This is a genomic window from Enterovirga aerilata, from assembly GCF_013044135.1.
Classification (GTDB): Bacteria; Pseudomonadota; Alphaproteobacteria; order Rhizobiales; family Beijerinckiaceae; genus Enterovirga; species Enterovirga aerilata.
Genome location: NZ_JABEPP010000003.1, coordinates 439,421 through 464,498, shown reverse-complemented (window position 1 = coordinate 464,498; position 25,078 = coordinate 439,421). Strand labels below are relative to the sequence as shown.

The following is a 25,078-nucleotide window of genomic DNA, read 5'->3' as shown; positions in this document are numbered from 1 at the left end:
CCTCCCGGTACATGTTACGGGCCGCAACATCCGGGATCGGACGCGCCGGCGCCGGGGGCTGACGCTGCCTGCGGCCCCTGTTAAGGACCACGCCCAACGACACTGGGTTGCGGAGGAAGGCGTGGCGCATATCGAGGCGGGTGGGCTGCAGGTCGACCGGAGCCTGCACGATTTCGTCGTGAACGAGGCCCTGCCCGGGACCGGCCTGGACGCGTCGTCATTCTGGACCGGGTTCGCGGCCATCCTCCGCGACCTCGCGCCGCGCAACCGCGAACTCCTCGACATCCGCGACCGGCTCCAGGCGCAGATCGACGCCTGGCACACGGAGCGGACGGGCCGCTCGATCGACCCGGCCGAATACGAGGCCTTCCTGCGGGAGATCGGCTACCTTCGGCCCGAACCCGCCCCGACGACCGTCCAGACCGGGAATGTCGATCCGGAGATCGGCACCATCGCGGGCCCGCAGCTCGTCGTGCCGATCTCCAACGCCCGCTACTCGCTGAACGCCGCGAACGCGCGCTGGGGATCGCTCTACGACGCGCTCTACGGCACGGACGCCATCCCGGAGGATGGCGGTGCGACGCGCTCGGGACCCTACAACAAGGTCCGGGGCGAGCGGGTGATCGCCAAGGCGCGCGAGGTCCTCGACCGCGCCGCGCCGCTCGCCGAAGGCAGCCACAGGGACGCCGCCGCCTACGCGGTGGAGGACGGCATGCTCTCCGTCCGGCTCCGGAACGGCGACACGACCCCTCTCGCCCGCCCCGAGAGCTTCGTCGGCTATTCCGGAGAGGCCGCGAGCCCGTCGGCGCTCGTGTTCCGGCACAACAACCTGCATCTCGAGTTGCGGATCGACCGCTCGCACCCGATCGGGCGGGACGACCCGGCCGGCGTGGCCGACCTCGTGATCGAGTCGGCCGTCACGACCATCATGGACCTGGAGGATTCGGTCGCCGCGGTCGATGCGGACGACAAGGTCGAGGTCTACCGCAACTGGCTCGGCCTGATGCAGGGGACGCTCTCGGCCACGCTCGAGAAGGGCGGCAGGACGATCGAGCGCCGCCTGAACCCCGACCGCACCTATGCGGCGCCGGAGGGCGGCGAGATCACGCTGCCCGGCCGCAGCCTCATGCTGGTCCGCAATGTCGGACAGCACATCTACACCGACGCCGTGCGCGACGAGACCGGGGCGGAGATCCCGGAGCACATCCTCGATGCGGTCGTGACTTCGCTCATCGCCAAGCACGACCTCGCGGGAACCTACCCGTACCGCAACAGCCGCGCGGGCTCCGTCTACATCGTCAAGCCCAAGATGCACGGGCCGGACGAGGTCGCCTTCGCCGACGAGCTCTTCGGGCGCGTTGAGGATCTCCTCGGCATGACGCGCAACACGCTGAAGATGGGCATCATGGACGAGGAGCGGCGCACCACCGTGAACCTCGCGGCCTGCATCGCGGCCGCACGCGAGCGCGTCGTCTTCATCAATACCGGCTTCCTCGACCGCACCGGCGACGAGATCCACACCTCGATGGAGGCCGGGCCGGTGATCCGGAAGAACGAGATGCGCTCGACGCCCTGGATCAAGGCCTACGAGGATCGCAACGTCGATGTCGGGCTCGCCATGGGGCTGCCCGGGCGGGCGCAGATCGGGAAGGGCATGTGGGCGATGCCGGACCGGATGGCCGACATGCTGGCCCAGAAGGTCGCGCATCCGAAGGCCGGCGCGAACACGGCCTGGGTGCCCTCCCCGACCGCGGCGACGCTGCACGCGCTCCACTACCACGAGGTGGACGTCGCCGCCCGCCAGCAGGAGCTGCGCTCGCGCGGGATGGCGAAGCTCTCGGACATCCTCACGATCCCGCTCGCGCAGTCGAATTTCGCCCCCGACGCCGTCCAGGAGGAGCTCGACAACAACGCCCAGGGCATCCTCGGCTACGTCGTGCGCTGGATCGATCAGGGCGTCGGCTGCTCCAAGGTGCCGGACATCCACGATGTCGGGCTGATGGAGGACCGGGCGACGCTGCGGATTTCGAGCCAGCACATCGCCAACTGGCTCCGGCACGGCATCGTCACCGAGGAGCAGGTGATGGCGACGATGCGACGCATGGCCGAGGTGGTGGACCGGCAGAACGCCGGCGACCCGGCCTATCGGCCGATGGCGCCGGCCTTCGAAGGCCCAGCCTTCGCAGCGGCTTGCGACCTGGTCTTCAAGGGCCGTGCCCAGCCCAACGGCTATACGGAGTGGATCCTGCACGAGCGCCGCCGCGAGGCGAAGGCGCTCGGCCGGCCCGACCGCTCCGGCGAGGCTGCCGCGCCGACCGACCGCCGGCCGACCACGATCACCTGACTGGGCGGCGGTCCACCCCTGCTGGTTGCGGAAAGGCGGATTGAGCCACAGTGCTGCCGCAGGAAAGTCACGTTTAAGTTCAGCGGCTTACGGCTACGCTTCGCGAAGCCGTTAACGGTTTATTAACCATATTTCCCCAGCTTCTCCACAACTTTTATGGAGCCGGGGAAGGATGTCGGCGAGTTTCGGAAAGAGCAAAGAGGCGGTCGCACGCCCACCCTACAAGATGATCGCGCGGCGCATCGGACTCCAGCTCCGGGAGGAGCTGGAGCACCCGGAAGCCGAGCCGCTGCCGATCGATCATGTCGATCTGCTGCTGCGGCTGAGGCAGAAGGAACGCGAGCGCTCCCGCCGGCATGCCTGAGAGGCTAGGCAGGCGTCGGCGCATCCTCCGGCAGAAGGCCGGCGGCCCGGAGCGCGGACCAGAAGTCCGGCGGGATGGGTTGCCGCATCAGCTCCGCATTCGTCCGCACCCGCTCGGCGCTCTTGGCGCCCGGAATGACGGCGGCGACGACCGGATGCGCGGCGCAGAACTGGAGCGCGGCCGCCCTGATGTCGACGCCGTGCTCCTCCGCGATAGCGGCGATACGGTCCCGCGCCGCGACCTTGTCCGCCGGAGCCTCCCGGTAGTCGTAGTTCCGCCCGCCGGCGAGCAGCCCCGAATTGTACGGACCGCCGATCACGACATGCACGCCGCGCTCCTGGCAGGCCGGGAAGAGCTCCCGCAGCCCTGAGAAGTCGAGCAGGCTGTAGCGGCCGGCGAGCAGGAAGACGTCCGGATCGGACTGGTCCAGCGCACGCCGGCAGGGTTCGACGAGATTCACCCCGAGGCCCCAGCCCTTGATCACGCCCTCGTCCCGGAGCCGGATCAGCGCCTTCGCGGCGCCCTCCATGGCCGTCCGGAACACCTCTTCCCAGGCTGTTCCGTGGTGGTCCTCGGCGAGATCGTGGATGAACGCGATGTCGATGCGGGCGAGGCCGAGCCGGTTGAGGCTGTCCTCGATCGAGCGCCGGACGCCGTCGAAGCTGTAATCGTACTCCACCCGGAACGGCAGGCCCTCCTTGAAGGGCGGGTTCTCGGGCGCGTTCTCGTCCGCGACAAGAAGACGTCCCACCTTCGTCGACAGGACGAATTCCGCGCGCGGATGGCGCCGGAGCACCCGCCCGAAGCGGTGCTCCGACAGACCCTGCCCGTAATGCGGGGCCGTATCGAAGTAGCGGACGCCACACTCCCACGCGGCCTCCAGGGCACCCTCGGCCGTCTTCTCGTCGACCGTATCGAACATGTTGCCGAGCGGCGCGCCGCCGAAGCCGAGCGGGCCCGGCGGACGGAAATGAGTGTCTGGCATGCGGCCTCCTCTTCGCCGCCGCCAACGCTCCTCCTCGCGGAGGGTTGCCGGCCGATCCGGCAGGGCAGCTATTCGGCGGCCGCGAGGCTCGGCGGCCGCTCCTGGTCGAGGCCGCGCTGGGCGAGTACGGCCGGGGCGGGCCCCCCGGTCGCCCAGTCGAGCAGCTCGGCCGTATGCACGATGGGGATGTCCGTCCCCTTCCCGATCTGGGTGATGCAGCCGATATTCCCGGTCGCGATCACGTCCGGCCGGATGCGCTCGATATTGGCCACCTTGCGGGCCCGGAGCCGGCCCGCGATCTCGGGCTGCAGCAGGTTGTAGGTGCCGGCCGAGCCGCAGCAGATATGGCCTTCCGGCACGTCCTTCACCGTGAAGCCCGCCTGTTTGAGCAGCGTCTTCGGCTCGGTGCGGATCTGCTGGCCGTGCTGCATCGAGCAGGCGGAGTGATAGGCCACGACGAGATCGCTCTCCCGCAGGGCCGGCTTCAGGCCGAGCGACAGCATGTACTCGACGATGTCCTTCGCGGCGGCCGAGACGCGCTTGGCCTTCTCGGCATAGGCGGGCTCGTCGCGGAACATGAAGCCGTAATCCTTGATGGTCGTGCCGCAGCCCGAGGCCGTCACGATGATCGCTTCCAAGCCCCGGTCGAGCTCGGCCGACCAGAGGTCGATGGCCTGGCGCGCGAGCGCCCTCGCCTGCCCGTCGCGTCCCATATGGTGGACGAGCGCGCCGCAGCAGGTCTCGCCCGCCTGCGCCACCTCGACCCCATGCCGGTTCAGCAGCCGGATGGCGGCCTCGTTGTAGTGCGGCGCGAGCACGGATTGCGCGCAGCCCTTGAGCATGACGACGCGGGCCCGCCGCTCGCCCTCGGCCGGGAAGACCCCGACGCGGTCGCCAGCCGATCGGTTCGGCACCTCTGCCGGCGCGAGGTCGAGCATGGCGGCGAGGCGGTTGCCCACCCGCGGCAGGGCGCCGAGCAGCGACCGGAAGGGCTTCGCCATATGCGCGCCGAGCATCGCGAGCCGGAAGCGGTTCCGGTACGGCAGCACGCGGGCGATCAGCTCGCGGACGAGGCGGTCGTGCAGCGGGCGCCTGTGGGTCTCCTCGATATAGGCCCGGGCATGATCGACCAGGTGCATGTAATGCACGCCCGAGGGGCAGGTCGTCATGCAGGAGAGGCAGGAGAGGCAGCGGTCGATATGGCGGACGACCTGTGCGGTCGCGGCCTTACCGCCCTCGAACATGTCCTTGATCAGGTAGATCCGCCCGCGCGGGGAATCGAGCTCGTCGCCGAGCAGCAGATAGGTCGGGCAGGTCGCGGTGCAGAAGCCGCAATGGACGCAGGTGCGGAGGATCTTCTCCGAGGCCCGCATATGCGGATCGGCAAGCTGCGCGGCCGTGAAATTGGTCTGCATCGCCTCAGGCTCCGGCCTGCCAGGTCCTAATTGCGTCAAGCGGATAGAGCAGCATGATCACATTCAGGATCAAGTTGTCGCGCACCAGATAGCCGACCCCGATCTCCATCGCGAGCGCGGCCGCGACCACAACGTATACGGGAAGGCGGGACGTCGCCACGAAGCCGGCGATCATCGCGAGCATGTCCCCGACGGAATTGACGATGCTGTCGCCGAAATAATGCTGCGCGATCGCCTCCGCCCGGTAGCGCTCGATGATGAGCGGCGTGTTCTCCACGATCTCCCAGGCGGCCTCCAACACCGTGGCGCCGAGGAGTCCGGCCCAGAGCGGCATCTCGCGGCCGAGGAGGCGGGCGACCGCCCAGGCCCCGAAGTAGAACAGGAAGCCGTGGACGATATGCGAGGGGGTGTACCAGTCCGCGAGGTGCTGCGAGTTCTCGGCGCTCTGGATCGCCCCGTGCCAGAGCTTGACCGTGCCGCAGGTGCAGATCGGCGTGCGTCCCATCCAGAACAGGACGGCCGCGGTGGCCACGACGAGGAGGGCCGGAAGCGCGAAGTCGTGCGGACGCCAGCGCCGGCCGGCAGGCCGGCGCGCCGCGGGAGCGGGCATGGCGAGTGCGCGATCAGATGCCGGCATACATCCGCCCCGGGCTGAAGATCCCGACAGGATCCAGGGATCCCTTGATCCCGGCCGTCAGGCGCCGGAGCGGCTCGCTCAGCGGCTGGAAGACCTCCACCGCCGCCCGCACCTCGGCAGGCGCACGGATCAGCGTCGCGTGGCCGCCGGTTTCGGCGAGCGCGGCTCGGATTACCGCCGCGCCCGCATCCTCCTTCGGACTGCAGGCGAGCCACACGAGCCCGCCGCCCCAATCGTAGAACCAGCGGCACGGCACGGAGCGGGCGACCTGAGCCGTGAAGACATGCCCCTTGGTCGGCGCGGTCGAGACGCGCCAGACCGCCTCGTCCGACACATCCGCCGCGAAGGGCGCCACGTCCCGCACGCTCCGCCAGAGCGAAAGGTTCGCCTCGCCGTCCACGAGGTCGAGGTCATAGCGCCGAAAGAGGCGGCGCAGCTCGCCGCTGCGGTAGTCGACCGAGTAGGCGAAGCCTTCGAGCCGGATCAGCGTCTGCGCGCCGCCGCCGAGTCCGGCCGGCAGATGGGCGGCCGCCGTGACCTCGTAGGGCGAGCCGAGCGCGGCCGCCATCGCGGCCGCCGCGCCCGGCTCGTCGAGACCGCGCAGGATGAGGGTGCGGGTCCGCTCCGGCTTCGGCAGGACCTTGAAGGTCACCTCGGTGAGGAAGCCGAGCGTGCCCCAGGAGCCGGCCATGAGCTTCACGAGGTCGAGCCCGGTCACGTTCTTCATGACGCGGCCGCCGTTCTTGACGAGCTCGCCGCGGCCGTTCACGAACCGCACCCCGATCAGGCTGTCGCGCGCGGCGCCCGCCTGGATGCGGCGGGGGCCGGACAGGTTCGCGGCCGCGACGCCGCCGATCGTCGGCTCGCCGCCGGAGCCGAGCAGCGGGCGATAGTCGAGCGGCTCGAAGGTGAGCTGCTGGCCGCGCCCGGCGAGCACCCGCTCCACCTCGGAGAGCGGCGTGCCCGCCCGGGCGCCGATCACGAGCTCGGCCGGCTCGTAGAGCGTGACGCCGGAGAGGCCCGAGGCCGAGAGCGTCCGTTCGGTCTGGGCCGGCCGCCCGATGGACACCTTCGTGCCGCCGCCCGCGATCGCGAGCGGAATGCGGCCGGACGCGGCCTCCGCGACCGCGGCACAGGCGTCCTGTTCGTCGCGTGGGGTGACGGTCGTCATGAGAACCTGAGCGGACGACGGCGCGCGTGGCGGATTCGGACAACCCGAAGCTCACTCTGGCCGATAGGGCGATAGAAGACCTTGTAGGGGAAGCCGGATATCATCACGAAACGGTGTCCTCGCGTTCCGGCAGGTGCGCCCGCGTCAGGGAACTCGGATAGGCGTTCCCATAGGTCGATGATCGCGGCAGAGAATTCGCTCGCAGCACGCGGGCTCTCGTGCGCCAGATGGGCGAGGATGGATCGGAGGTCTCGGAGGGCTGCGGGACCGAAACTGACTCCCATCACAGGCGGTAGCGGTCGAGGAGCGCGCGGACCTCCTCGTCAGAGGCAACCTCTCCCCGCTCGATCTCCATCTCGGCCTCCTCAAGCGCAGCCAGATCTTCCTCACTGAGTCCGGACCCCTCCGCGTCGATCTCTTCCATGCGAAGAAGGATGCGGACCGCGTCTTCCTGCCGCTCGGGCGGCCAGGTCTTCACCCGCTCGAACACGGCCTCGATCTCCTGCCTCGTCATCGCTGCCTCCGGGCTCACGCCGCGATCCTGCCGTCCAGCGGGAAGACCTTGGCGGGGTTGAGAAGCCATGCCGGATCGAAGACGCTGCGGATGCGCATCTGCTGGGCGAGGTCGGCTTCGTCGAATTGCCAGCGCATGAGGTCGCGCTTCTCGATTCCGACGCCGTGCTCCCCGGTCAGGCAGCCGCCGACCTCGACGCAGAGCTTCAGGATCTCCTCTCCTGCCCGCTCGGCCTTCTCCATCTCGCCGGGCTTGTTGATGTCGAACAGGATCAAAGGATGCAGGTTTCCGTCGCCCGCGTGGAAGACGTTGGCGACCTTCAGGCCTTCGCGTTTGACGATCTCGTCGATGCGCCGGAGCACGAGGGGGAGCTGGCCGGTCGGGATCGTGCCGTCCATGCAGATATAGTCGGAGATGCGGCCGGTCGCGCCGAAGGCGGCCTTGCGGCCCTTCCAGATCGCGGCGCTCTCCGCCTCCGACTTCGACACCTTGACGGCGCTCACCTTGTGCCGCTCGGCGATCGCGACGACCCGGCGCAGCTGCTCGTCGATCTCGGCGTCGGAGCCCTCGACCTCGACGATCAGCATGGCCTCGACGTCGAGCGGATAGCCGGCCTGGGCGAAGCCCTCCGTGATCTCGATCGCCACCTTGTCCATGTATTCGAGCGCGACCGGGACGAGACCCTCGCCGATGATCGCCGCGACGCAGGCGCCGGCATCCTCGGCGGAGGGGAAGCCGAGAAGCGCCGGGCGCGCGCCCTCCGCCGCCCGCAGAATCCGGACCGTCGCCTCCGTCACGATGCCGAGCTGCCCCTCCGAGCCGACGATCAGGCCGAGGAGGTCCAGGCCCGGACTGTCGAGGTGCTGCCCCCCGATCTCCACCACGGTCCCGTCCAGCAGCACCATCGTGACGCCCAGGATGTTGTTGGTCGTCACCCCGTACTTGAGGCAATGCGCCCCGCCCGAGTTCATCCCGATATTGCCCGCGATCGTGCAGGCGAGCTGGCTCGAGGGGTCGGGCGCATAGAAGAAGCCCTCGTGCGAGACCGCGGCGGAGATCGCGAGGTTGGTGATCCCGGCCTCCACGCGCGCCGTGCGGTTCTCGAAATCGACCTCCAGCACGCGCGCCATCTTGGAGACGCCAACGACCACGGCGTCCTCCTGCGGAATGGCGCCGCCGGCGAGCGAGGTTCCGGCGCCCCGCGGCACGACCTTCACGCCCTGCTCGCCGAGATAGCGCATGACGGCAGAGACCTCCGCCGTCGAGGACGGGAGGACGACGGCGAGCGGCAGCTTGCGATAGGCCGTGAGCCCGTCGGTCTCGAAGGCGCGGCGCTCGTCCTCGGAGGCGATCAGCGCCTCCGGATGGACGAGGCGCGCGAGCCCGGCCAGGATCTCGTCGCGGCGGGCGAGGATGGCGGGATCCGGCGCCGGAAAGGCGATGGACATCGATCGTCTCCGAACGGGCACGCGCCCGGAAGGACAATCTAGTGCGTGGCCCCGGGCGGCGCGAGCCGTTTCACGCCGCGGCGGCGGGCGGCACCACGGCCACCTTGTTGCGCCCGCCCTGCTTGGCCGCATAGAGGGCGCCGTCCGCCGATTTCAGAAGCGTCTCGAGGTCGGGCGCATCCGCCGCGATCTCGGCGCAACCGATGCTGACCGTGACCGGAATGGTCCGGCCGTCCACGACCGGGGCCAGCGCGGCAACGGTCTGCCGGAGACGCTCGGCGATCATCGCCGCGCCCTGCAGATCCACGGATGGCAGCAGGATGGCGAATTCCTCGCCGCCGAGCCGCCCGATCGCGTCGATCGAGCGGAGGCCGCCCTGTAGGGAAGCGGCGACCTGCTTCAGCACCTCGTCGCCCGCCGCGTGGCCGTGGCCGTCATTGACCCTCTTGAAGTGGTCCACATCCACCATCATGGCCGAAAGCGGCTGGCGGAAGCGCTTCCATCGCGTGAACTCGGCCTCGCCGAGCTCGAAGAAACGCGCCCGATTGGAGACGCCGGTGAGCTGGTCCGTGGTGAGGAGACGGCGGATCTCCTCGGCATTGGTCTTGGACTGGGTGACGTCCCGCAGGACGACCGAGAAGCCGGTGACCTCGCCCGTCTTCTCCTCCAGCGCCGAGACGAGGCTCTGGCACCAATAGCGAGAGCCGTCCTTGCGCCGGCGCCAGCCCTCGTCGATATGCCAGCCGTCGCGGCGCGCGAGATCGACCTGCTGCAGCGCTCTCCCCTGCACGGCCTCGTCGGGGAAGTAGAAGACGTTCATCGTCCGGCCGAGGACGTCGCGGGACGCATATCCGGTCTGCCGCTCGCCGGAGACGTTCCAGGCGCTGATCCGTCCGGTGGCGTCGAGCGACAGCAGCGCGAAGTCGTTGACGCCCGCCAGGATCATCGAGAACCAGGACTCGGCCTCCTTCAGCCGCCGCTCCTGCACGACCTGCTCCGTCACGTCCGTCAGGACGGCCATGATACGGCCGCGCTCGATCTTGATCAGCGAGCAGGCGAGGACCTCCGGGGCGTCCGGCCTGCCCTGGCGCAGATGGATGCGCCGGTTCTCGCAGATCGCGCCTCTCTCGCCGCCGAAGCTCGACGCGATGTAGCGGAGGTCGGGCGCATAGGGCTCCAGCGCCGCAAAGAGATTCGCGAGAGAAGCCGGCGCGGCGATCGGCATCAGGAGCCGCGCGGCGAGCGGGTTCATCAGGCTCACCTCGCCGGCTTCGTCCGTTTCCACCAGCCCGACCGGGCAGACGTAGAGGAACTCCAGAAGCCGCTCGCTCTCGGACGCCAGTTGGCCGAGATCCAGGCCGGCCGCGACGGCGGACATGGCGTCAGCGCTGAACGAGGAGATAGCGCCGCGCGGCCGAGGCGCTCCGGAGCATGCGGAGCTTCACGGGCGTGGGGCGCATCCGCAGCGTGAGCACGTAGTCGATCGTCGCGTCCAGCTCCGGCTCGTCCTCGTAACGCTGCGCGACCATGAAGTTGTTCATGCAGGGCGCGACCACGCTGAAGAGGTGCTTGCCGACCACCTTCTCGGGGGAAAGGCCCGCGAGGCGGGATTCCGTCGCGCTGTAGAAATTCACCGTGCCGGCCGCATCGAAGCCGATCACCCCGAACGGAAGATCGTCCAGCATTGCGCCGGAAGCCCGATCGAGGTCCCCGATCGAGCAGGTTGCAAAGTCCATGAGGCGCGCCCACTCCTGATTGCGAGGAGTGAAGCACGCCGGGATGGACGAGAGGTGAATCCCCTTCCGGGCCTTCTCCTGAAAGCGAAGGCTCAGCCGCCCAGCTTCTTCCGGCGCTGGCCGAGGGTGCGCAGCCGCAGCGCGTTCAGCTTGATGAAGCCCGCCGCGTCGCGGTGGTCGTAGGCGACCGCGCCCTCCTCGAAGGTCACGAGCTCCTGGTCGTAGAGGGTGTTGGGGCTCTGGCGGCCGATCACGTAGACCCCGCCCTTGTAGAGCTTCAGCCGGACCTCGCCCGTCACCATCTCCTGGCTTCTGTCGATCAGCGCCTGGAGCATCTCGCGCTCCGGCGAGAACCAGAACCCGTTATAGATGAGCTCCGCATAGCGCGGCATCAGCTCGTCCTTGAGATGCGCCGCGCCGCGGTCGAGCGTGATCGACTCGATCGCGCGATGCGCCGGCAGCAGGATCGTGCCGCCGGGCGTCTCGTACATGCCGCGGCTCTTCATGCCCACGAAGCGGTTCTCGACGAGGTCCAGCCGGCCGATGCCGTTGTCATGCCCGAGCTGGTTGAGCCGGGCGAGAAGCGTCGCGGGCGACATGCGCTGCCCGTCGATCGAGACCGCGTCGCCGCGCTCGAAGCCGATCGTGATCACCGTCGGCCTGTCCGGCGCCTCCTCGGGCGAGAGCGTGCGCGAATAGACGTAGTCCGGCACCTCCTGGGCGGGGTCCTCCAGAACCTTGCCCTCCGAGGAGGCGTGCAGGAGGTTGGCGTCGACGGAGAACGGCGCCTCGCCGCGCTTGTCCTTGGCGATCGGGATCTGGTGCTTCTCGGCGAAGTCGATGAGGGCTTCCCGCGACCGGAAATCCCATTCGCGCCAGGGCGCGATGACCTTGATGTCGGGCTTCAGCGCGTAATAGCCGAGCTCGAACCGGACCTGGTCGTTGCCCTTGCCCGTCGCCCCGTGGGCCACCGCATCGGCGCCGACCTTCTCGGCGATCTCGATCTGCTTCTTGGCGATGAGAGGCCGGGCGATGGAGGTGCCGAGCAGGTACACGCCCTCGTACTGGGCGTTCGCCCGGAACATCGGGAACACGTAGTCCCGCACGAATTCCTCGCGCAGGTCCTCGATGAAGATGTTCTCGTCCCTGATGCCGAGAAGCTGCGCCTTGCGCCGCGCAGGCTCGAGTTCCTCGCCCTGGCCGAGATCGGCCGTGAAGGTCACGACCTCGCAGCCATAGGTGGTCTGCAGCCACTTGAGGATGATCGAGGTGTCGAGCCCGCCCGAATAGGCGAGCACGACCTTCTTCACTTGCTTGTCGGCCATGGGCGGCAGGCGATCCGTCTGAGAAGGGAACGCCTGCGCTTATCAGTCGATACGGAGGATGAGCAACGGGTGCCGACGATCCGCATGCGTGACCCGGCAATGGCCGGCGCAGGTTCCGATCTGCGCGGGCGATCGGTCCAGGCCGGACTATGCCGAAGCGGTCTCGGTCAGTCTGGCGTGGTAGCGCGGAGCTTCGGAGACGCCGCGCCGCTCGAGGGAGGCTTCGTCGAAGGGCAGGCCGAGATGCCCGCGCAGGGTCTCGTGCTCATAATCGGCCCGGAACCGGCCGCGCTCCTGGAGCAAGGGCACCACCTCGTCGACGAACTCGTCGAGCCCTGCCGGCAGATGCGTCGTCAGGATGTTGAACCCGTCGCAGCCGCCTCCGTCGAGCCAGGCCTCCATCTCGTCGGCGATCTCCTCCGCGGTGCCGACCATGAAGCAGTGCGTGCGGGTGGCGGCCACGCGTGCGGCGAGCGCGCCGAGCGTCAGCTTCTCCCGCCGCGAAATGTCGATGATGTTGGCGAAGCGTCCCTTCTGGCCCCGGATCCGCTCGATGTCGAAGATGTCCGGCAGCGGGCGGTCGGGATCGAACCCGGAGAGGTCCGTCTCCAGCCATTGCGAGAGGTACCGGATCGCGGCCTCGGGAAGCAGCAATCCCTTCAGGAACCGGTGCTTCTCCTCTGCCTCCGCACGCGTCCGGCCGACGATGGGGATCATGCCGGGCAGGATCTTGATCGCCTCCGGCCGGCGCCCCTCCGCCACCGCGGCTTCCTTCACGTCGGCGTAGAAGGCCCGGGCGGAGCGGAGATCCGGGGTCGAGGCGAAGATCACCTCCGCGTTGCGGGCCGCGAAGGCCTTGCCGATGCTGGAGGCGCCGGCCTGGACGATCACCGGCTCGCCCTGCGGCGAGCGCGGCACGTTGAGCGGACCCTCGACCGCGAAATGGCGGCCCCGGTGGCGGATCGGGTGGATCTTGTCGGGATCGGCGAAGCGGCCGCTGGCGCGGTCGGCGACGATCGCGTCAGGCTCCCAGCTGCGCCACAGGAGGCGAACGACGTCGAGAAATTCCTGCGCCCGCTCGTAGCGGGTCGCGTGGTCGAGGCTGCCCTCGCGGCCGAAGTTCCAGGCCTCGCTCTCCCGCATGGAGGTCACGACGTTCCAGGCGCCGCGGCCGCCGCTGAGAAGGTCGAGCGTCCCGAAGGCCCGGGCGACGTGGTACGGCTCGCCGTAGGAGGTGGAGACGGTGGCGGCGAGCCCGATCCGCTTCGTCGCCGCCGCGAGCGTCGCGAGCAGGACGAGGGGTTCGAAGTAGAAGGTCGTCGTGAAGGCGGAATTGTTCTCCGGCAGGAGGGTCAGGGCGTCTGCGAGGAACACCATGTCGAACTTGCCGCGCTCCGCCGTTCGGGCGAGCCGGGCCTGGTACTCGAGCGTGAGCACGGTCTCGGTCGCCGCCTCCGGATGGCGCCAGGCCGCGAGGTCGTGCCCGACCTTGTCCTGGAAGAAGCTGAGCACGAAGGGGGGTCTTTCGGGGGTCAAAGTCTGTCTCGCGGTGAAGCGCTCGCGCGGAGGCGGCAGGTCCGGCGGGGGCAGAGGGAAAGGCGCGGAGGGCCGGGGCTACCAGGCCGTCTTGAAATGCGGATACTTGTCCGCGATGTAGCTCTTCACCTCGGCGCTGAGGAAAGACTTCAGGAACAGCCCGATGTCCTTGTCCGCCGCCCGATCGCGGCGTGCCACGAAGCTGAGCTGCAGGAGCGCGTTGTCGAAATCCTCCTGCAGCAACGCCGCCGCCGGATCGATCCCGGCCGGGATCGCGACATAAGGCGAGATCGAGGCGAGGTGGACGTCGCTCAGCGATACCGCGAGCTGGGTGCCCTCCAGCTCGACGATGGTCAGCTTCTTCGGGTTCTCGATGATGTCGAACCGGGTCGCCTTGATGCCGACCCCGTCCTTCAGCCGGATCAGCCCGGCCTTTTGCAGGAGGAGCAGCCCGCGGGCGGAGTTGAGCGGGTCGTTCGCGACGGCGACCGTGGCGCCGTCCGGGAGCTCGGCGATGCTCTTGATCTTGCGGGAGTGGAGACCCGTCGGCACGATCAGCGCGCCCGCGACCGGCACGAGGTCAAGCCGCCGCTGCTCGATCTGCGTGTTCAGGTAGGCGACGTTCTGGAAGAAGTTGAGGTCGATGTCGCCCGCGGCGAGCGCGAGGTTCGGCGTGACCCAATCGGTGAATTCGACCGTCTCGATCCTGAGGCCGTCCTTCTCCGCCAGGGCCGCCGCCCGCTTCACGAACTCAACCGTCGGGCCCGGGTTGAGACCGATCCTCAGCCGACGCTCGGCGGCAGCGGATGATGCGGCGGCGGCGGTTGCCGCGAGTGTCGCCGCCATCACCAGGCGGCGGGTCCAGGATGAAGTCACCATGAGCTCCTCGGCGGTTCGCTTGGGCCGAAGAAGGCCGGCCTGCGATGCCGAAGCATTCCCGTTCCGGGTGCCTGCGGTCAATGAAACGTTCTTTCAAAAGAACGACACGCTTGAGACTTCTCTCTCATTCGCGCTAATCCGAGAGGGGGTATCGTTCTAAATATCGGATTTTTGCAGCCGGTTCCGTCCTTCCAACCGCGTGGACCTCGCGTCGTGGCGGCAAGCCGGGCGAAGCGGGGCCCGTCAGGTTTCGGCTCGGCCGCGGGCCGGAACGGGAGACTTTCCGTCCAAGGCGTCGCCCCAGGAAAGGAAAAAGACCTGCAGGAATTCGTTTGATAAAAAGAACATTCTGTTGCGTTATGTCGAACGATATGGGACACAGCACCCCGCCTTTCCTCCGCCGATCCACCGTCTGCACCCCTGCGATGAACATGCCCGTCCGGCCTTCGGATTTGAGCGAAGCCGCACCGCTCCCGATCCCCGCCGCAGCCGCCATCCGGTTCGAGAACGTCTCGAAGACCTTCGCGGCCCGCGGCAAGGGCGCGGCGGAGGTCCGGGCGCTGTCGGGCATCGATCTCGCCGTGCCTGCCGGCTCGATCCTGGGCGTGATCGGCCGCAGCGGCGCCGGGAAGTCGACGCTCATCCGCCTCGTGAACGGGCTCGAGAAGCCGACGAGCGGGAAGGTGGTCGTCGACGGGACGGAGGTCTCGGGCCTCGACGAGCGCGGGCTTCGCGACATCCGCCGCCGCGTCGGCATGATCTTCCAGCACTTCAACCTGCTCTCGTCGCGCACGGCCTTCGACAACGTCGCGCTGCCGCTCGAGATCGCCGGGATGCCTAAGGCGGAGATCAGGAGACGTGTGGAGCCGCTGCTCGATATGGTCGGGCTCGCGGATAAACGGCACCGCTACCCGGCCGAGCTATCCGGAGGCCAGAAGCAGCGGGTCGGCATCGCGCGCGCGCTCGCGACGCGGCCCAAGGTGCTGCTCTCGGACGAGGCGACCTCCGCGCTCGACCCGGAAACGACGCGCTCCATCCTGGAGCTCCTGTCCTCCATCAACCGCGAACTCGGCCTCACCATCCTCCTCATCACGCACGAGATGTCGGTCATCCGCGGGGTCGCGCGCGAGGTCGCCGTGATCGATGCCGGCCGCATCGTCGAGCATGGCGAGGTGTTCGACATCTTCACCCGGCCGAAACATCCGACCACGAGGTCCTTCCTCGGCGCCGAGACGGGCCGCGAGCTCCCGCCCTATCTGCGCGCGCATCTCAGGCCCGAGCCCGTCCCGGGCGCGGCGGTCGCGCTGCGCATCCTGTTCCGCGGCCCGCACGCGACCGATCCCGTCATCTCGGAACTGTCGCGGGAGCTCGGGCTCGACCTCAACATCCTGTCCGGCTCGGTCGACGAGATCGCCGGGCGACCCTTCGGCACCCTCGTGGTCAGCCTGCCGAACGACCCGGCGAAGCTCGGCCAGGCCCTGACCTTCCTCCAGGCCCGCGACCTCGACACGGAGGTGATCGGCTATGTCGCCTGAGATCCTGCGCCTCATCTGGGAGGCGACCCTCGATACGCTCTGGATGGTGGCCGTCTCCGCCTCGCTCGCCACCCTCATGGGGCTGCCGCTCGGCGTGTTCCTGGCGACGAGCGGGCGCGGCGAGCTCTTCGCGGCCCCGCTCGTCAACAAGGCGCTCGGCTTCGTGGTGAACGCGACCCGCTCGACGCCCTTCATCATCCTGGTCGTCGCGATCATCCCCTTCACCCGGCTGCTGGTCGGCACCTCCATCGGCACGAAGGCCGCCATCGTGCCGCTCACGATCGCGGCGACGCCGTTCATCGCGCGCCTGATCGAGGGCGCGATCCGGGAGGTCGACCAGGGCCTCGTCGAGGCGGCCCGGGCCATGGGCGCGACGCCGCTCCAGATCGTGCGCAAGGTGCTCGTGCCCGAGGCCCTGCCGGCGATCGTGCTGTCCCTCACGCTCGCGGTCGTGAGCCTTCTCGGCTTCTCGGCCATGGTCGGCGCGGTCGGCGGGGGCGGCCTCGGCGATCTCGGCATCCGCTACGGCTATCAGCGCTTCATGCCCGACGTGATGGCCGTGGTGGTGGTGGTCCTCATCGTCCTCGTACAGCTCGTCCAGAGCACGGGCGACCACCTGTCCCGGCGCCTGAACAAGCGCCTGCGTCACGGCTGATCCGTCTCTCAACCCAAGGAGAACACCATGTCGCTTCTGTCCCGACGCGCCGTGCTCGGCGCGGCGATGACCCTCTGCGTGCTCGCGGCCGAGGCCCGGGCCGAGACGATCCGGGTCGGCGTGACGGCCGGCCCGCATGCGGAGGTGCTGGGCGCCGTGAAGAAGGTCGCGGCGGAGCGCGGGCTCGACCTGAAGGTCATCGAGTTCACCGACTACGTCGTCCCCAACCAGGCGCTCGCCGCAGGCGACATCGAGGTGAACTCGTTCCAGCACGAGCCCTACCTCAAGAACCAGATCGCGAAGACCGGCTGGAAGCTCGTGAAGGTCGCGACCACCACGGCCTCGCCGCAGGGCATCTATTCCAAGAAGTACAAGCGGATCGAGGACCTGCCCGCCGGTGCGACCATCGCGATCCAGAACGATCCCTCCAACGGGGCGCGCTCGCTCCAGATCCTGGACGCGAACGGCGTCATCAAGCTGAAGGACCCGACGAACACGGCGTCCACCATCGCGGATATCGCCGGAAACCCGAAGCGCTTCCGCTTCGTCGAGCTGGACGCGGCCCAGCTCGCCCGCTCCCTCGACGACGTCGACGCCGCCTCGATCAACAACAACTATGCCATCCAGGCGGGACTCTCGCCGGTGACCGATCCGCTCATCAAGGAACCGGTCGAGGGCCCGTGGGTCAACATCATCGCGGTGCGCGAGCAGGACAGGGACAAGCCCTGGGTCAAGGCCTTCGTCGAGGCCTACCGGTCGGAACCCGTGAAGGAGTTCATCCTGACCCGGTTCAAGGGCGCCTACATCCCGACCTGGTAGCCGCGCGCCGCCCCGATCCTCGAGAAGAAAGACACCGAACGATGAAGCACCTTCTCCTCGCGGCGGGCTTCGCCGCCTCGATCCTCGCCGGCCCGGCGCTGGCGCAGTCGCTCCAGACGATCCGGGTCGGCGTGACGCCCGGCCCGCATGCCCAGATCCTGGAAGCCGTGAAGCCGGTCGCCGCCAAGCGCGGCCTCGACCTGAAGGTGGTCGAGTTCTCCGACTACGTCGTGCCGAACGCGGCGCTCGATGCCGGCGAGCTCGAGGCCAATTCCTTCCAGCACACGCCCTATCTCGACAACCAGAAGGCCGATCGCGGCTTCAGGATCGAGGCCGTCGGGCTTACCGTCAACTTCCCGATGGGCGTCTATTCCAAGAAGCACAAGAGTTTCGACGCCGTGCCGCAGGGCGGCTCGATCGCGATCCCGAACGACCCCACCAATGGCGGCCGCGCGCTCCTGCTCCTGCAGGACAAGGGCGTGCTGAAGCTGAAGCCGGATGTCGGCTTCAAGCCGTCCGTGGCGGACATCGTCGAGAACCCGCGGCGGCTCAGGTTCATCGAGGTGGACGCCGCCCAGACGCCGCGCTCGCTCGACGACGTGGATGCGGCCGCGATCAACACGAACTATCTCGTCTCGGCCGGGCTCAGCCCGAACGACGCGATCCTCAAGGAGGACCCGAAGGGGCCCTACGTGAACCTGATCGCAGTGCGCAGCGCCGACAAGGACAAGCCCTGGGTGAAGGAACTCGTGGAAGCCTATCGCTCGCCGGAGGTGAAGGCCTTCATCGCCGACAAGTTCAAGGGCGCCGTGATCGCGAGCTGGTGATCCCGCCGGGGCCGCCTCGTCGGGGGCGGCCCTTCACAGAACGCCGCCCGGTCACACCACGCGACGGCCTAGCGCCCGGCTCCCTGCATGCGGCGCTGCATGGGTGTGGCAGGCCAGTTCTTGTCTTCCCGGCCCTCCAGGAATTGCTCCGCGATCCGAGCTTCCTTCGGCGTGACTTTGCCGGATGGACGCCGGCGCTGGTCCCGGGTCGTGCCTTTTACGGGCGTCTGCTGCTTGTCCGAGTTCATCGGCTGCCAAGCTCCTGCAACACGATCACCATACGTTGCCCGCGCTGCGCTGTGCTGACCACCCGGAAGCGGCACCCTGTGGGGAGGAGCGCCTCCTCCTCATGGAAATGAGCGGCCAAGTACCAGACTGAGCGAGCACTATTGGCCCGGATGATGAACAACACGTTTCCGCCGAAGGCTGCCGATTCCTTGTAGGCGGCACTTGTGAACGCAGGAAAGACTATCTCCGAGCCCTCGACATAGGCCTGGGAAAATGCCTCGATATCGGAGACGTTCAAACCGCGATATACAGTGCCCGCCTCCCCCTTCAGCGCTGGAAGCTTCAGCAAAGCCTCATCAAGCACTTGGGCGAATGTTAGGACGTCCGGGTCGCTCGCACCTGCCCAGAGCGCACGGTTGATGTCGGCGTGCCAGTTCGAGGCGTTGGAATAGATATAGAATGCGAGCGCTTCGTAGCCGAGAAGGTCGAGGTGAAACAGCTCGTCGAGCTTGCCGCCGATCTTCTTGATGCAATGTTCGGTGTCCGCCCGGCCGATAAGGCGCTGCACGACACGGGTGAACTCCTCCCCATTCATCCTCCCGGCCAGCACCCCTTAGTCCGGGAAGATACAACACATACACGATCTCGCCGTCTAGCCTTGAGACATGGCGCTCGGCAGCCACCGTGCTGGACCGGGAAACATGAGGTTCTGAAATCAACCTCTGTGGAATAATTCGGGTAAGAGCAGTCGGCCGGATTGCGTAGGACGAAAACCTTCGCTCGACCCGTCCCGGGGCGGCCCTATTTCTTCAGGCGGTAGCCGGTGCGGAAGATCCAGGCGACGAGCCCGAGGCAGATCGCGAGGAATCCGAGCGTCGCCCCGATGCTGATCGCGGGGTTCACGTCGGCGATGCCGAAGAAGCTCCAGCGGAAGCCGCTCACGAGATAGACGACCGGGTTGAAGAGCGCGACGGTGCGCCAGCCCGGCGGCAGCATGTCGACCGAATAGAAGCTCCCGCCCAGGAAGGTGAGCGGCGTCACGACGAGGAGCGGCACGAGCTGGAGCTGCTCGAACCCGTCCGCCCAGATGCCGATGATGAAGCCGAGCAGGCTGAAGGTCACCGCCGTCAGCACGAGGAAGAGGAGCATGACGAGGGGATGATCGATCCTGAGCGGCACGATGAAGGCCGCGGTGAGCAGGATGATCAGCCCGAGCATGATCGACTTCGTGGCCGCCGCCCCGACATAGCCGATCACGATCTCCGCCGCCGAGACCGGGGCGGAGAGGACCTCGTAGATCGTGCCCGTGAAGCGGGGAAAGTAGATGCCGAAGGACGCGTTCGAGATGCTCTGGGTCAGGAGCGAGAGCATGATGAGCCCCGGCACGATGAAGGAGCCGTAGGGCACGCCCTCGACCTCGCTGATCCGCCCGCCGATGGCGGCGCCGAACACCACGAAGTAGAGCGCGGTCGACAGCACGGGCGCCACGATGCTCTGGACGAGCGTGCGGCGGGTGCGCGCCATCTCGAACAGGTAGATCGCCCGGATCGCGTGGAGGTTCATGCGGCCCTCCGGACGAGGTCGACGAAGATGTCCTCGAGGGAGCTCTGCTCGGTCCGCAGATCCGTGAAGCGGATCCCGGCTGCCGCGAGATCGCCGAGAAGCGCGGTGATGCCGGTCCGGCCCGCCTTCGCGTCGTAGGTATAGACGAGCTCGGCCCCGCCGCCCGCCAGTTCCAGGTTCTCCCGGGCGACGGATGGCGGGATGGCCGCGAGCCGCTCCTGCAGCTGCAGGACCAGGCGCTTGCGGCCGAGCTTGCGCATCAGCTCGGCCTTCTCCTCCACCAGGATCAGCTCGCCGCGGTTGATCACCCCCACCCGGTCGGCCATCTCCTCGGCCTCCTGGATGTAGTGCGTGGTCAGGATGATCGTGACGCCCTCGTCGCGCAGCCGCCGCACGAGGCTCCACATGTCGCGGCGCAGCTCCACGTCCACGCCCGCGGTGGGCTCGTCGAGAAACAGGATCTGCGGCTCGTGCGAGAGCGCCTTCGCGATCAGCACCCGCCGCTTCATGCCGCCGGACAGCGACAGGATCTTGCTGTCGCGCTTCTCCCAGAGCGAGAGGTCGCGCAGCACGCGTTCGATATGGGCGGGATCGGCCCGCTTGCCGAAAAGGCCGCGGCTGAAGCTGACGGTGTCCCACACGGTCTCGAAAGCGTCGGTCGTCAGCTCCTGCGGGACGAGGCCGATGAGGGAGCGCGTCTTGCGCGGCTCGAGCAGGATGTCGTGGCCTTCGACGAGGACGCGCCCGGCGCTCGGGTTCACGATGCCGCAGATGATGGAGATCAGCGTCGTCTTGCCGGCGCCGTTCGGGCCGAGAAGGGCGAAGATCTCGCCGCGCCGGATGGCGAGATCGAGCGGCTTCAGGGCCGTGAAGCCGGACGCATAGGTCTTCTCGAGGGCCGAGACTTCGATCGCAGCATGCATGAGGGCCCGGTCAGGCGGCCAGAAGGTGGCGGCCGTCATGCCCTGCGATGCGGGCCCGGACAATCTCCCCGGAGGTCAGCCGTGTGCGGAAGCGCACAGGCGTGAACCCGCCCGTCCGGCCGGTCTCGCCCGTCTCGACGAGGACCTGCCGCTCCGCCCCGACCTCGCTCGCGAGATGGCGGAGGAGCGCCGCCGCGCCCGCCTCGCGCAGCCGGGCCGCGCGCTCCTTCACGACCTCGCGCGGGACGGGCGGCATGCGGGCGGCGGGCGTGCCGGGCCGAGCCGAGAAGGGGAATACGTGGAGATGCGTGAGGCCGCATTCCCCGACGATGTCGAGGGACCGCCGGAACATCTCCTCCGTCTCGGTCGGGAAGCCCGCGATCAGGTCCGCCCCGAACACCACCTCGGGCCGGGCGGCGCGGACGCGCTCACAAAAAGATATAGCGTCGTTCCGCAAGTGCCTGCGCTTCATGCGCTTTAGGACCATGTCGTCGCCCGCCTGCAGCGACAGGTGAAGATGCGGCATGAGCCGCTCCTCGGTCGCGAGCGCATCGAGAAGCTCGTCATCCGCCTCCACCGAATCGATGGACGAGAGGCGGAGCCGCGGCAGTTCCGGGACGGCCCGCAGGATCGCCTTCACCAGCGTCCCGAGACGGGGCGTCCCGGGCAGGTCGGCGCCGTAGCTGGTGAGGTCCACGCCCGTCAGCACGACCTCGCGCGCGCCCTCCTCCACCAGGCGGCGGATCTGGTCGGCGACGGTCTCCACCGGCACGGAGCGGGAGTTCCCTCGCCCGAACGGGATGACGCAGAAGGTGCAGCGGTGGTCGCAGCCGTTCTGCACCTGGACGATCGCCCGCGTGCGACCGACCTCGCGCCCGGCGATCGCCGCGACCGTGCTCCGCTCGCGCATGATGTCGCCGACTTGGATGCGCCCGCCCCCGCCCGGGTCGAGCCGGCGCCAGGTTTCCGGCCTGGTCTTTTCGGCATTGCCGATCACCGCCGCGACCTCGGGCATGGCGGCGAAACCTTCGGGCTCGATCTGGGCGCCGCAGCCGGTGACCACGATGGTTGCGTCCCGATGCTCGCGCGCTGCCCGGCGAATGGCCTGGCGTGCCTGGCGCGTCGCCTCCGCGGTGACCGCGCAGGTGTTCACGACGACGAGATTCTGCTGGCCGGCCCGCTCCGCCTCGCGCCGGATCGCCTCCGATTCGGCTGCGTTCAGGCGGCAGCCGAAAGTCAGGACCTCCACGCCCATCAGGCCGCCCCGGCGAAGAGCTCGGGCGCGAGCACCCCGTCATGCTCCAGTTCCACCGGCCCCGTCATGAGGACGTGGTTGTCGCTCTCCCGCCATTCGATCTCGAGATCGCCGCCGGGCAGGGTCACGACCGCGCGCCGCAGAGCGAGGCGAAGCCGGACGGCCGCGACGAGGGCCGCGCAGGCGGCGGAGCCGCAGGCCCGCGTCAGCCCCGCCCCGCGCTCCCAGACGCGCAGGACGATGCGGTCGGGCGCGGCCACATGCGCGAGCGAGATATTGGCGCGCTCCGGAAAGAGCGGGTGGTTCTCGAGCAGGGGCCCGATCCGGCCCAGATCGATCGCGTCCGGGTCATCGACCCAGAAGATCGCGTGCGGGTTGCCCATGCTCACGGCGGAGGGCGAATGGAGGATCGGCGCGTCGATCGGTCCGATCTGGAGCTCGATCCGGCGCGTGTCCTGGAAGGGCTCGGCCAGCGGAATCTCGTCCCAGCGCAGCCGCGGCTCGCCCATGTCCACGGTGAAGGCGAACTCGCCGGCAGCGGCGGCCGTGAGGCGGCCGGCATCGGTGTCCAGGACGAGCGTCTCGCCATGCGGGCGCGCCATGGCCGGATCGTGCGTCATGGCCCAGGCGACGCAGCGCGTGCCGTTGCCGCATGCGGCCGAGGCGGAGCCGTCCGCGTTGTAGATCGCAACACGGGCATCGGCTCCGGGCCGGTCGGCATCGTGGATGACCATGAGCTGGTCGAACCGGCTCCGCGCCGCCGCCGCGATCGCACGCGCCTCCCGGGGCTGCACCGCAAGCTGTGTGCCGCGCAGATCGAGGACAACGATCTCGTTGCCGAGCCCGTTCATCTTGAGGTAGCGGCGATGGGCCAGGGAATTCATCGGGAACAATCCGTCGGGCGCCTCGTATATCGGAGCCCGCCGCCTCTGTCGCGAGGGGCGGATCCGGCGCTCCCGCCGGGCGGCCGCGGACGGCAGGACGGGATCGGGACGACGATGGCGAGGCGCGGACGGATCAGGATCGGCGCTGCCCTGCTGGCGCTCGCGCTGGCGCAGGGGGCCGCCGCGCAGGCGCCGGCCCCGGTCGAGAGTGCTCCCGTCACGCCCCCGGCGGCTACTGCGCCGGCCACTCCGCCGGCCGCGTCACCGCCTCCGCAAGCTCCCCCTGCCGCGACGATCCAGCAGCCCGGACCGCCGCCCGCCACGCTCGTGCAGCCGGCGCCTCCCGGCGCCGCGCCCGCGGCACCGGCCGTGGCGGGCCGGCCGACGCTCATCCCGGGTTCGGGCGATACGTCCAGCGTGGACGAGGTGGTGCTGCCCGAGAAGCCGGTGCTGATCCTGTCGGGGACGAGCGGCTGGGAGGACGGGCTGAAGAACCTGCGCGCGGCTTTCGGGCGGATCGAGGCCGAACTCGCCCGGCTCGGCATCGCGCCCACGGGCCGGCCGCTCGCCGTCTTCGTCCAGACGAGCGACGACAATTTCCGCTACGACGCGATGGTCCCGATCGCGGCGGTCCCGACCCCGGCTCCGGGCGTCCCGGCCGAGATGCGCTTCGGGACGACGCCCTCGGGGAAGGCCTACCGGTTCGTGCACAAGGGCCCGTATGACGACATCGACACGACCTACGAGACCATCACGACCTATCTGGATGCCAAGGACATCCTGGCGAAGGACGCCTTCATCGAGGAATACGTGAACGACGCGGCGGATTCGGCCGACCCCGCGCTCGAAATCAACATCTTCGTCCAGCCGCGCTAGATCCTAGGCCGGGATCCGCTCCGCCGGCGTCCAGACCTGGCCCGGCCGCATCGCCGGGAAGCGCTCTGGCGGGATCTCCGCCTCGGCAAGCGCCGCCGCGAGATCGATCTCGGGCTGGTCCACCTTCTCGTTGGTGAGCTGGAACGTGCCCCAATGGATGCCGAGCGCCTGCTCGGCCTCGAGATCGCGGAAGGCCTGGACCGCGTCGGCCGGGTTCATGTGCTGCGGCTGCATGAACCAGCGCGGCTCGTAGGCACCGATCGGCAGCGCTGCGACGCGAGGCGCGCCGAACCGCGCCCGCACCGACCGGAAGGTGCCGCCGTCGACATAGCCCGTGTCGCCGGCCATGTAGAGCGTCCCGGCGGCGCTGGTGAGCACATAGGCGCCCCAGAGCGCCATTCGCCGGTCGCTGATGCCCCGCGCCGACCAATGATGCGCCGGCTCGAGATGGGCCGCGACGCCGCCGCCGAGCCCGACCGACTGGCCCCAGTCCAGCGCCTCCACCCGGACCGCATCGTCATGCGCCCGGATGATGCTGTCGTTCCCGAGCGGGGCCACCACCTTCGGCGCGTCGCGGTGCCAGAGGCGCGCGATCGTCTCCACGTCGAGATGGTCGTAGTGGTTGTGCGTGATCAGGACCGCGTCGATCGGCGGCAGATCGTCGAAGGCGATTCCCGGCGGATTGACCCGCCGCGGGCCCGCGAAGCGGACCGGGCTCGCGCGCTCCGACCAGATCGGGTCGGTAAGGATGTTCCGACCCGCCGTCTGGATCAGCAGCGTCGCGTGGCCGACGAGTGCGATGCGCAGGCCGGGCACCCGCTCCGGCGGACGGTCCGCATAGGGGCTCGGAAAGCTCTCGGGCCAAGGTTCGCGGCCCCCGCCCATCTGCCATCGGGCGAGGTCGAGCAGCCCGCGATCCGTCACCGGGCCCGGACCGAAGAAACGCACCCCGTCGTAATGGTCGCTGACCGGCCCGTCGTAGTAGCGGTTGCGGCTGCGCGCGACCGCGGAATAGCCGACCCCGCCCAATGTCAGGACGGCGGCCGCACTTGCGATCCGCCCTACGCTTCGCCGGTTCATCCGTTGCAGCATGCAGGGCGCAGGTGGGGCGTCAAGCGGTGCCGTGCGGACGGAACGCAGCCGGACCGTTCAGGTTGAC

The 25,078-nt window shown here is 68.9% G+C and carries 26 protein-coding genes; 7 read left to right on the top strand and 19 right to left on the bottom strand.

Translation table 11 applies throughout. The features are described 5' to 3' along the window. Nucleotides 1–121 precede the first annotated feature (121 nt). Together HJG44_RS12340 and HJG44_RS12335 are read left to right on the top strand one after the other, a co-directional pair. Nucleotides 122–2,344: a malate synthase G gene (locus HJG44_RS12340; RefSeq protein ID WP_171218659.1), complete on the top strand. Its 2,223-nt coding sequence runs from the start codon at nt 122–124 to the stop codon at nt 2,342–2,344. A 172-nt stretch (nt 2,345–2,516) separates the two neighbouring features. Continuing rightward, nucleotides 2,517–2,708 (top strand): hypothetical protein, encoded by a 192-nt coding sequence (locus tag HJG44_RS12335; RefSeq protein ID WP_171218658.1) that lies wholly within the window; start codon nt 2,517–2,519, stop codon nt 2,706–2,708. A gap of 4 nt (nt 2,709–2,712) precedes the next feature. Here HJG44_RS12335 and HJG44_RS12330 read toward each other — a convergent pair whose 3' ends face one another. The 12 genes from HJG44_RS12330 to HJG44_RS12275 all read right to left on the bottom strand — a co-directional run bounded on the left by HJG44_RS12330 (nt 2,713) and on the right by HJG44_RS12275 (nt 14,354). Then, a complete protein-coding gene (locus tag HJG44_RS12330) occupies nt 2,713–3,693 on the bottom strand; it encodes an aldo/keto reductase (RefSeq protein ID WP_171218657.1) in 981 nt (326 codons plus the stop codon). A 68-nt stretch (nt 3,694–3,761) separates the two neighbouring features. Beyond that, nucleotides 3,762–5,108 carry a glycolate oxidase subunit GlcF gene (gene glcF / locus HJG44_RS12325; RefSeq protein WP_171218656.1) on the bottom strand — a complete coding sequence of 449 codons (1,347 nt, stop codon included), beginning with the start codon at nt 5,106–5,108 and terminating at the stop codon, nt 3,762–3,764. A 4-nt stretch (nt 5,109–5,112) separates the two neighbouring features. After that, nucleotides 5,113–5,745, bottom strand: coding sequence for a DUF2585 domain-containing protein (locus HJG44_RS12320; protein WP_246736194.1), 633 nt, complete (start codon nt 5,743–5,745; stop codon nt 5,113–5,115). Next, the gene (gene glcE, locus HJG44_RS12315; RefSeq protein WP_171218655.1) at nt 5,732–6,916 is read right to left on the bottom strand and encodes a glycolate oxidase subunit GlcE; all 1,185 of its coding nucleotides are present in this window, start codon (nt 6,914–6,916) and stop codon (nt 5,732–5,734) included. The genes HJG44_RS12320 and glcE overlap by 14 nt, the downstream gene beginning before the upstream one ends. Then, nucleotides 6,913–7,200: a type II toxin-antitoxin system RelE/ParE family toxin gene (locus HJG44_RS24410; RefSeq protein ID WP_171218654.1), complete on the bottom strand. Its 288-nt coding sequence runs from the start codon at nt 7,198–7,200 to the stop codon at nt 6,913–6,915. The genes glcE and HJG44_RS24410 overlap by 4 nt, the downstream gene beginning before the upstream one ends. Beyond that, the gene (locus tag HJG44_RS12305; RefSeq protein ID WP_171218653.1) at nt 7,200–7,430 is read right to left on the bottom strand and encodes a hypothetical protein; all 231 of its coding nucleotides are present in this window, start codon (nt 7,428–7,430) and stop codon (nt 7,200–7,202) included. The genes HJG44_RS24410 and HJG44_RS12305 overlap by 1 nt, the downstream gene beginning before the upstream one ends. Nucleotides 7,431–7,444: 14 nt before the next feature. After that, a complete protein-coding gene (locus HJG44_RS12300) occupies nt 7,445–8,878 on the bottom strand; it encodes an FAD-linked oxidase C-terminal domain-containing protein (protein WP_171218652.1) in 1,434 nt (477 codons plus the stop codon). 70 nt (nt 8,879–8,948) lie between these two features. After that, complete coding sequence (locus tag HJG44_RS12295; protein ID WP_171218651.1) at nt 8,949–10,256, bottom strand: sensor domain-containing diguanylate cyclase; 1,308 nt, start codon at nt 10,254–10,256, stop codon at nt 8,949–8,951. A gap of 4 nt (nt 10,257–10,260) precedes the next feature. Continuing rightward, the gene (locus tag HJG44_RS12290; RefSeq protein WP_171218650.1) at nt 10,261–10,614 is read right to left on the bottom strand and encodes a PAS domain-containing protein; all 354 of its coding nucleotides are present in this window, start codon (nt 10,612–10,614) and stop codon (nt 10,261–10,263) included. Between the two features lie 92 nt (nt 10,615–10,706). After that, a complete protein-coding gene (locus HJG44_RS12285) occupies nt 10,707–11,939 on the bottom strand; it encodes an argininosuccinate synthase (RefSeq protein ID WP_171218649.1) in 1,233 nt (410 codons plus the stop codon). Between the two features lie 147 nt (nt 11,940–12,086). Beyond that, nucleotides 12,087–13,475 carry an LLM class flavin-dependent oxidoreductase gene (locus HJG44_RS12280; protein WP_171218648.1) on the bottom strand — a complete coding sequence of 463 codons (1,389 nt, stop codon included), beginning with the start codon at nt 13,473–13,475 and terminating at the stop codon, nt 12,087–12,089. Between the two features lie 78 nt (nt 13,476–13,553). Beyond that, complete coding sequence (locus tag HJG44_RS12275) at nt 13,554–14,354, bottom strand: MetQ/NlpA family ABC transporter substrate-binding protein (RefSeq protein ID WP_171218647.1); 801 nt, start codon at nt 14,352–14,354, stop codon at nt 13,554–13,556. A 425-nt stretch (nt 14,355–14,779) separates the two neighbouring features. On the opposite strand from HJG44_RS12275, the gene HJG44_RS12270 reads away from it, so the two are divergent. The 4 genes from HJG44_RS12270 to HJG44_RS12255 all read left to right on the top strand — a co-directional run bounded on the left by HJG44_RS12270 (nt 14,780) and on the right by HJG44_RS12255 (nt 18,190). Then, nucleotides 14,780–15,889, top strand: coding sequence for a methionine ABC transporter ATP-binding protein (locus HJG44_RS12270; protein WP_171218646.1), 1,110 nt, complete (start codon nt 14,780–14,782; stop codon nt 15,887–15,889). Beyond that, complete coding sequence (locus tag HJG44_RS12265; RefSeq protein WP_171218645.1) at nt 15,879–16,544, top strand: methionine ABC transporter permease; 666 nt, start codon at nt 15,879–15,881, stop codon at nt 16,542–16,544. Before HJG44_RS12270 ends, HJG44_RS12265 begins: the two co-directional genes overlap by 11 nt. Before the next feature lie 66 nt (nt 16,545–16,610). Further along, a complete protein-coding gene (locus HJG44_RS12260; protein ID WP_246736240.1) occupies nt 16,611–17,363 on the top strand; it encodes a MetQ/NlpA family ABC transporter substrate-binding protein in 753 nt (250 codons plus the stop codon). 41 nt (nt 17,364–17,404) lie between these two features. After that, nucleotides 17,405–18,190 (top strand): MetQ/NlpA family ABC transporter substrate-binding protein, encoded by a 786-nt coding sequence (locus HJG44_RS12255; protein ID WP_171218643.1) that lies wholly within the window; start codon nt 17,405–17,407, stop codon nt 18,188–18,190. A 68-nt stretch (nt 18,191–18,258) separates the two neighbouring features. On the opposite strand, the gene HJG44_RS12250 is transcribed toward HJG44_RS12255, so the two are convergent. From HJG44_RS12250 to dapF, 6 genes are all read right to left on the bottom strand, one after another. Further along, nucleotides 18,259–18,438, bottom strand: coding sequence for a hypothetical protein (locus HJG44_RS12250; protein ID WP_171218642.1), 180 nt, complete (start codon nt 18,436–18,438; stop codon nt 18,259–18,261). Then, nucleotides 18,435–18,986 carry an ADP-ribosyltransferase domain-containing protein gene (locus HJG44_RS12245; protein WP_171218641.1) on the bottom strand — a complete coding sequence of 184 codons (552 nt, stop codon included), beginning with the start codon at nt 18,984–18,986 and terminating at the stop codon, nt 18,435–18,437. The genes HJG44_RS12250 and HJG44_RS12245 overlap by 4 nt, the downstream gene beginning before the upstream one ends. Before the next feature lie 233 nt (nt 18,987–19,219). Beyond that, on the bottom strand, nt 19,220–19,981 hold the full coding sequence (locus tag HJG44_RS12240; RefSeq protein ID WP_171218640.1) for an ABC transporter permease: 762 nt from the start codon (nt 19,979–19,981) through the stop codon (nt 19,220–19,222). Then, nucleotides 19,978–20,904, bottom strand: coding sequence for an ABC transporter ATP-binding protein (locus HJG44_RS12235; protein WP_171218978.1), 927 nt, complete (start codon nt 20,902–20,904; stop codon nt 19,978–19,980). Before HJG44_RS12235 ends, HJG44_RS12240 begins: the two co-directional genes overlap by 4 nt. Before the next feature lie 10 nt (nt 20,905–20,914). Next, nucleotides 20,915–22,159: a tRNA (N(6)-L-threonylcarbamoyladenosine(37)-C(2))-methylthiotransferase MtaB gene (mtaB, locus tag HJG44_RS12230; protein WP_171218639.1), complete on the bottom strand. Its 1,245-nt coding sequence runs from the start codon at nt 22,157–22,159 to the stop codon at nt 20,915–20,917. Next, nucleotides 22,159–23,043 (bottom strand): diaminopimelate epimerase, encoded by an 885-nt coding sequence (dapF, locus tag HJG44_RS12225; protein ID WP_171218638.1) that lies wholly within the window; start codon nt 23,041–23,043, stop codon nt 22,159–22,161. The genes mtaB and dapF overlap by 1 nt, the downstream gene beginning before the upstream one ends. A gap of 114 nt (nt 23,044–23,157) precedes the next feature. Between dapF and HJG44_RS12220 the strand changes: the two genes are divergently transcribed. Then, nucleotides 23,158–23,919, top strand: a complete 762-nt coding sequence (locus HJG44_RS12220; protein ID WP_171218637.1) for a GyrI-like domain-containing protein — start codon at nt 23,158–23,160, stop codon at nt 23,917–23,919. Between the two features lie 3 nt (nt 23,920–23,922). On the opposite strand, the gene HJG44_RS12215 is transcribed toward HJG44_RS12220, so the two are convergent. Continuing rightward, nucleotides 23,923–24,999: an MBL fold metallo-hydrolase gene (locus HJG44_RS12215; RefSeq protein ID WP_171218636.1), complete on the bottom strand. Its 1,077-nt coding sequence runs from the start codon at nt 24,997–24,999 to the stop codon at nt 23,923–23,925. Between the last annotated feature and the right edge of the window lie 79 nt (nt 25,000–25,078).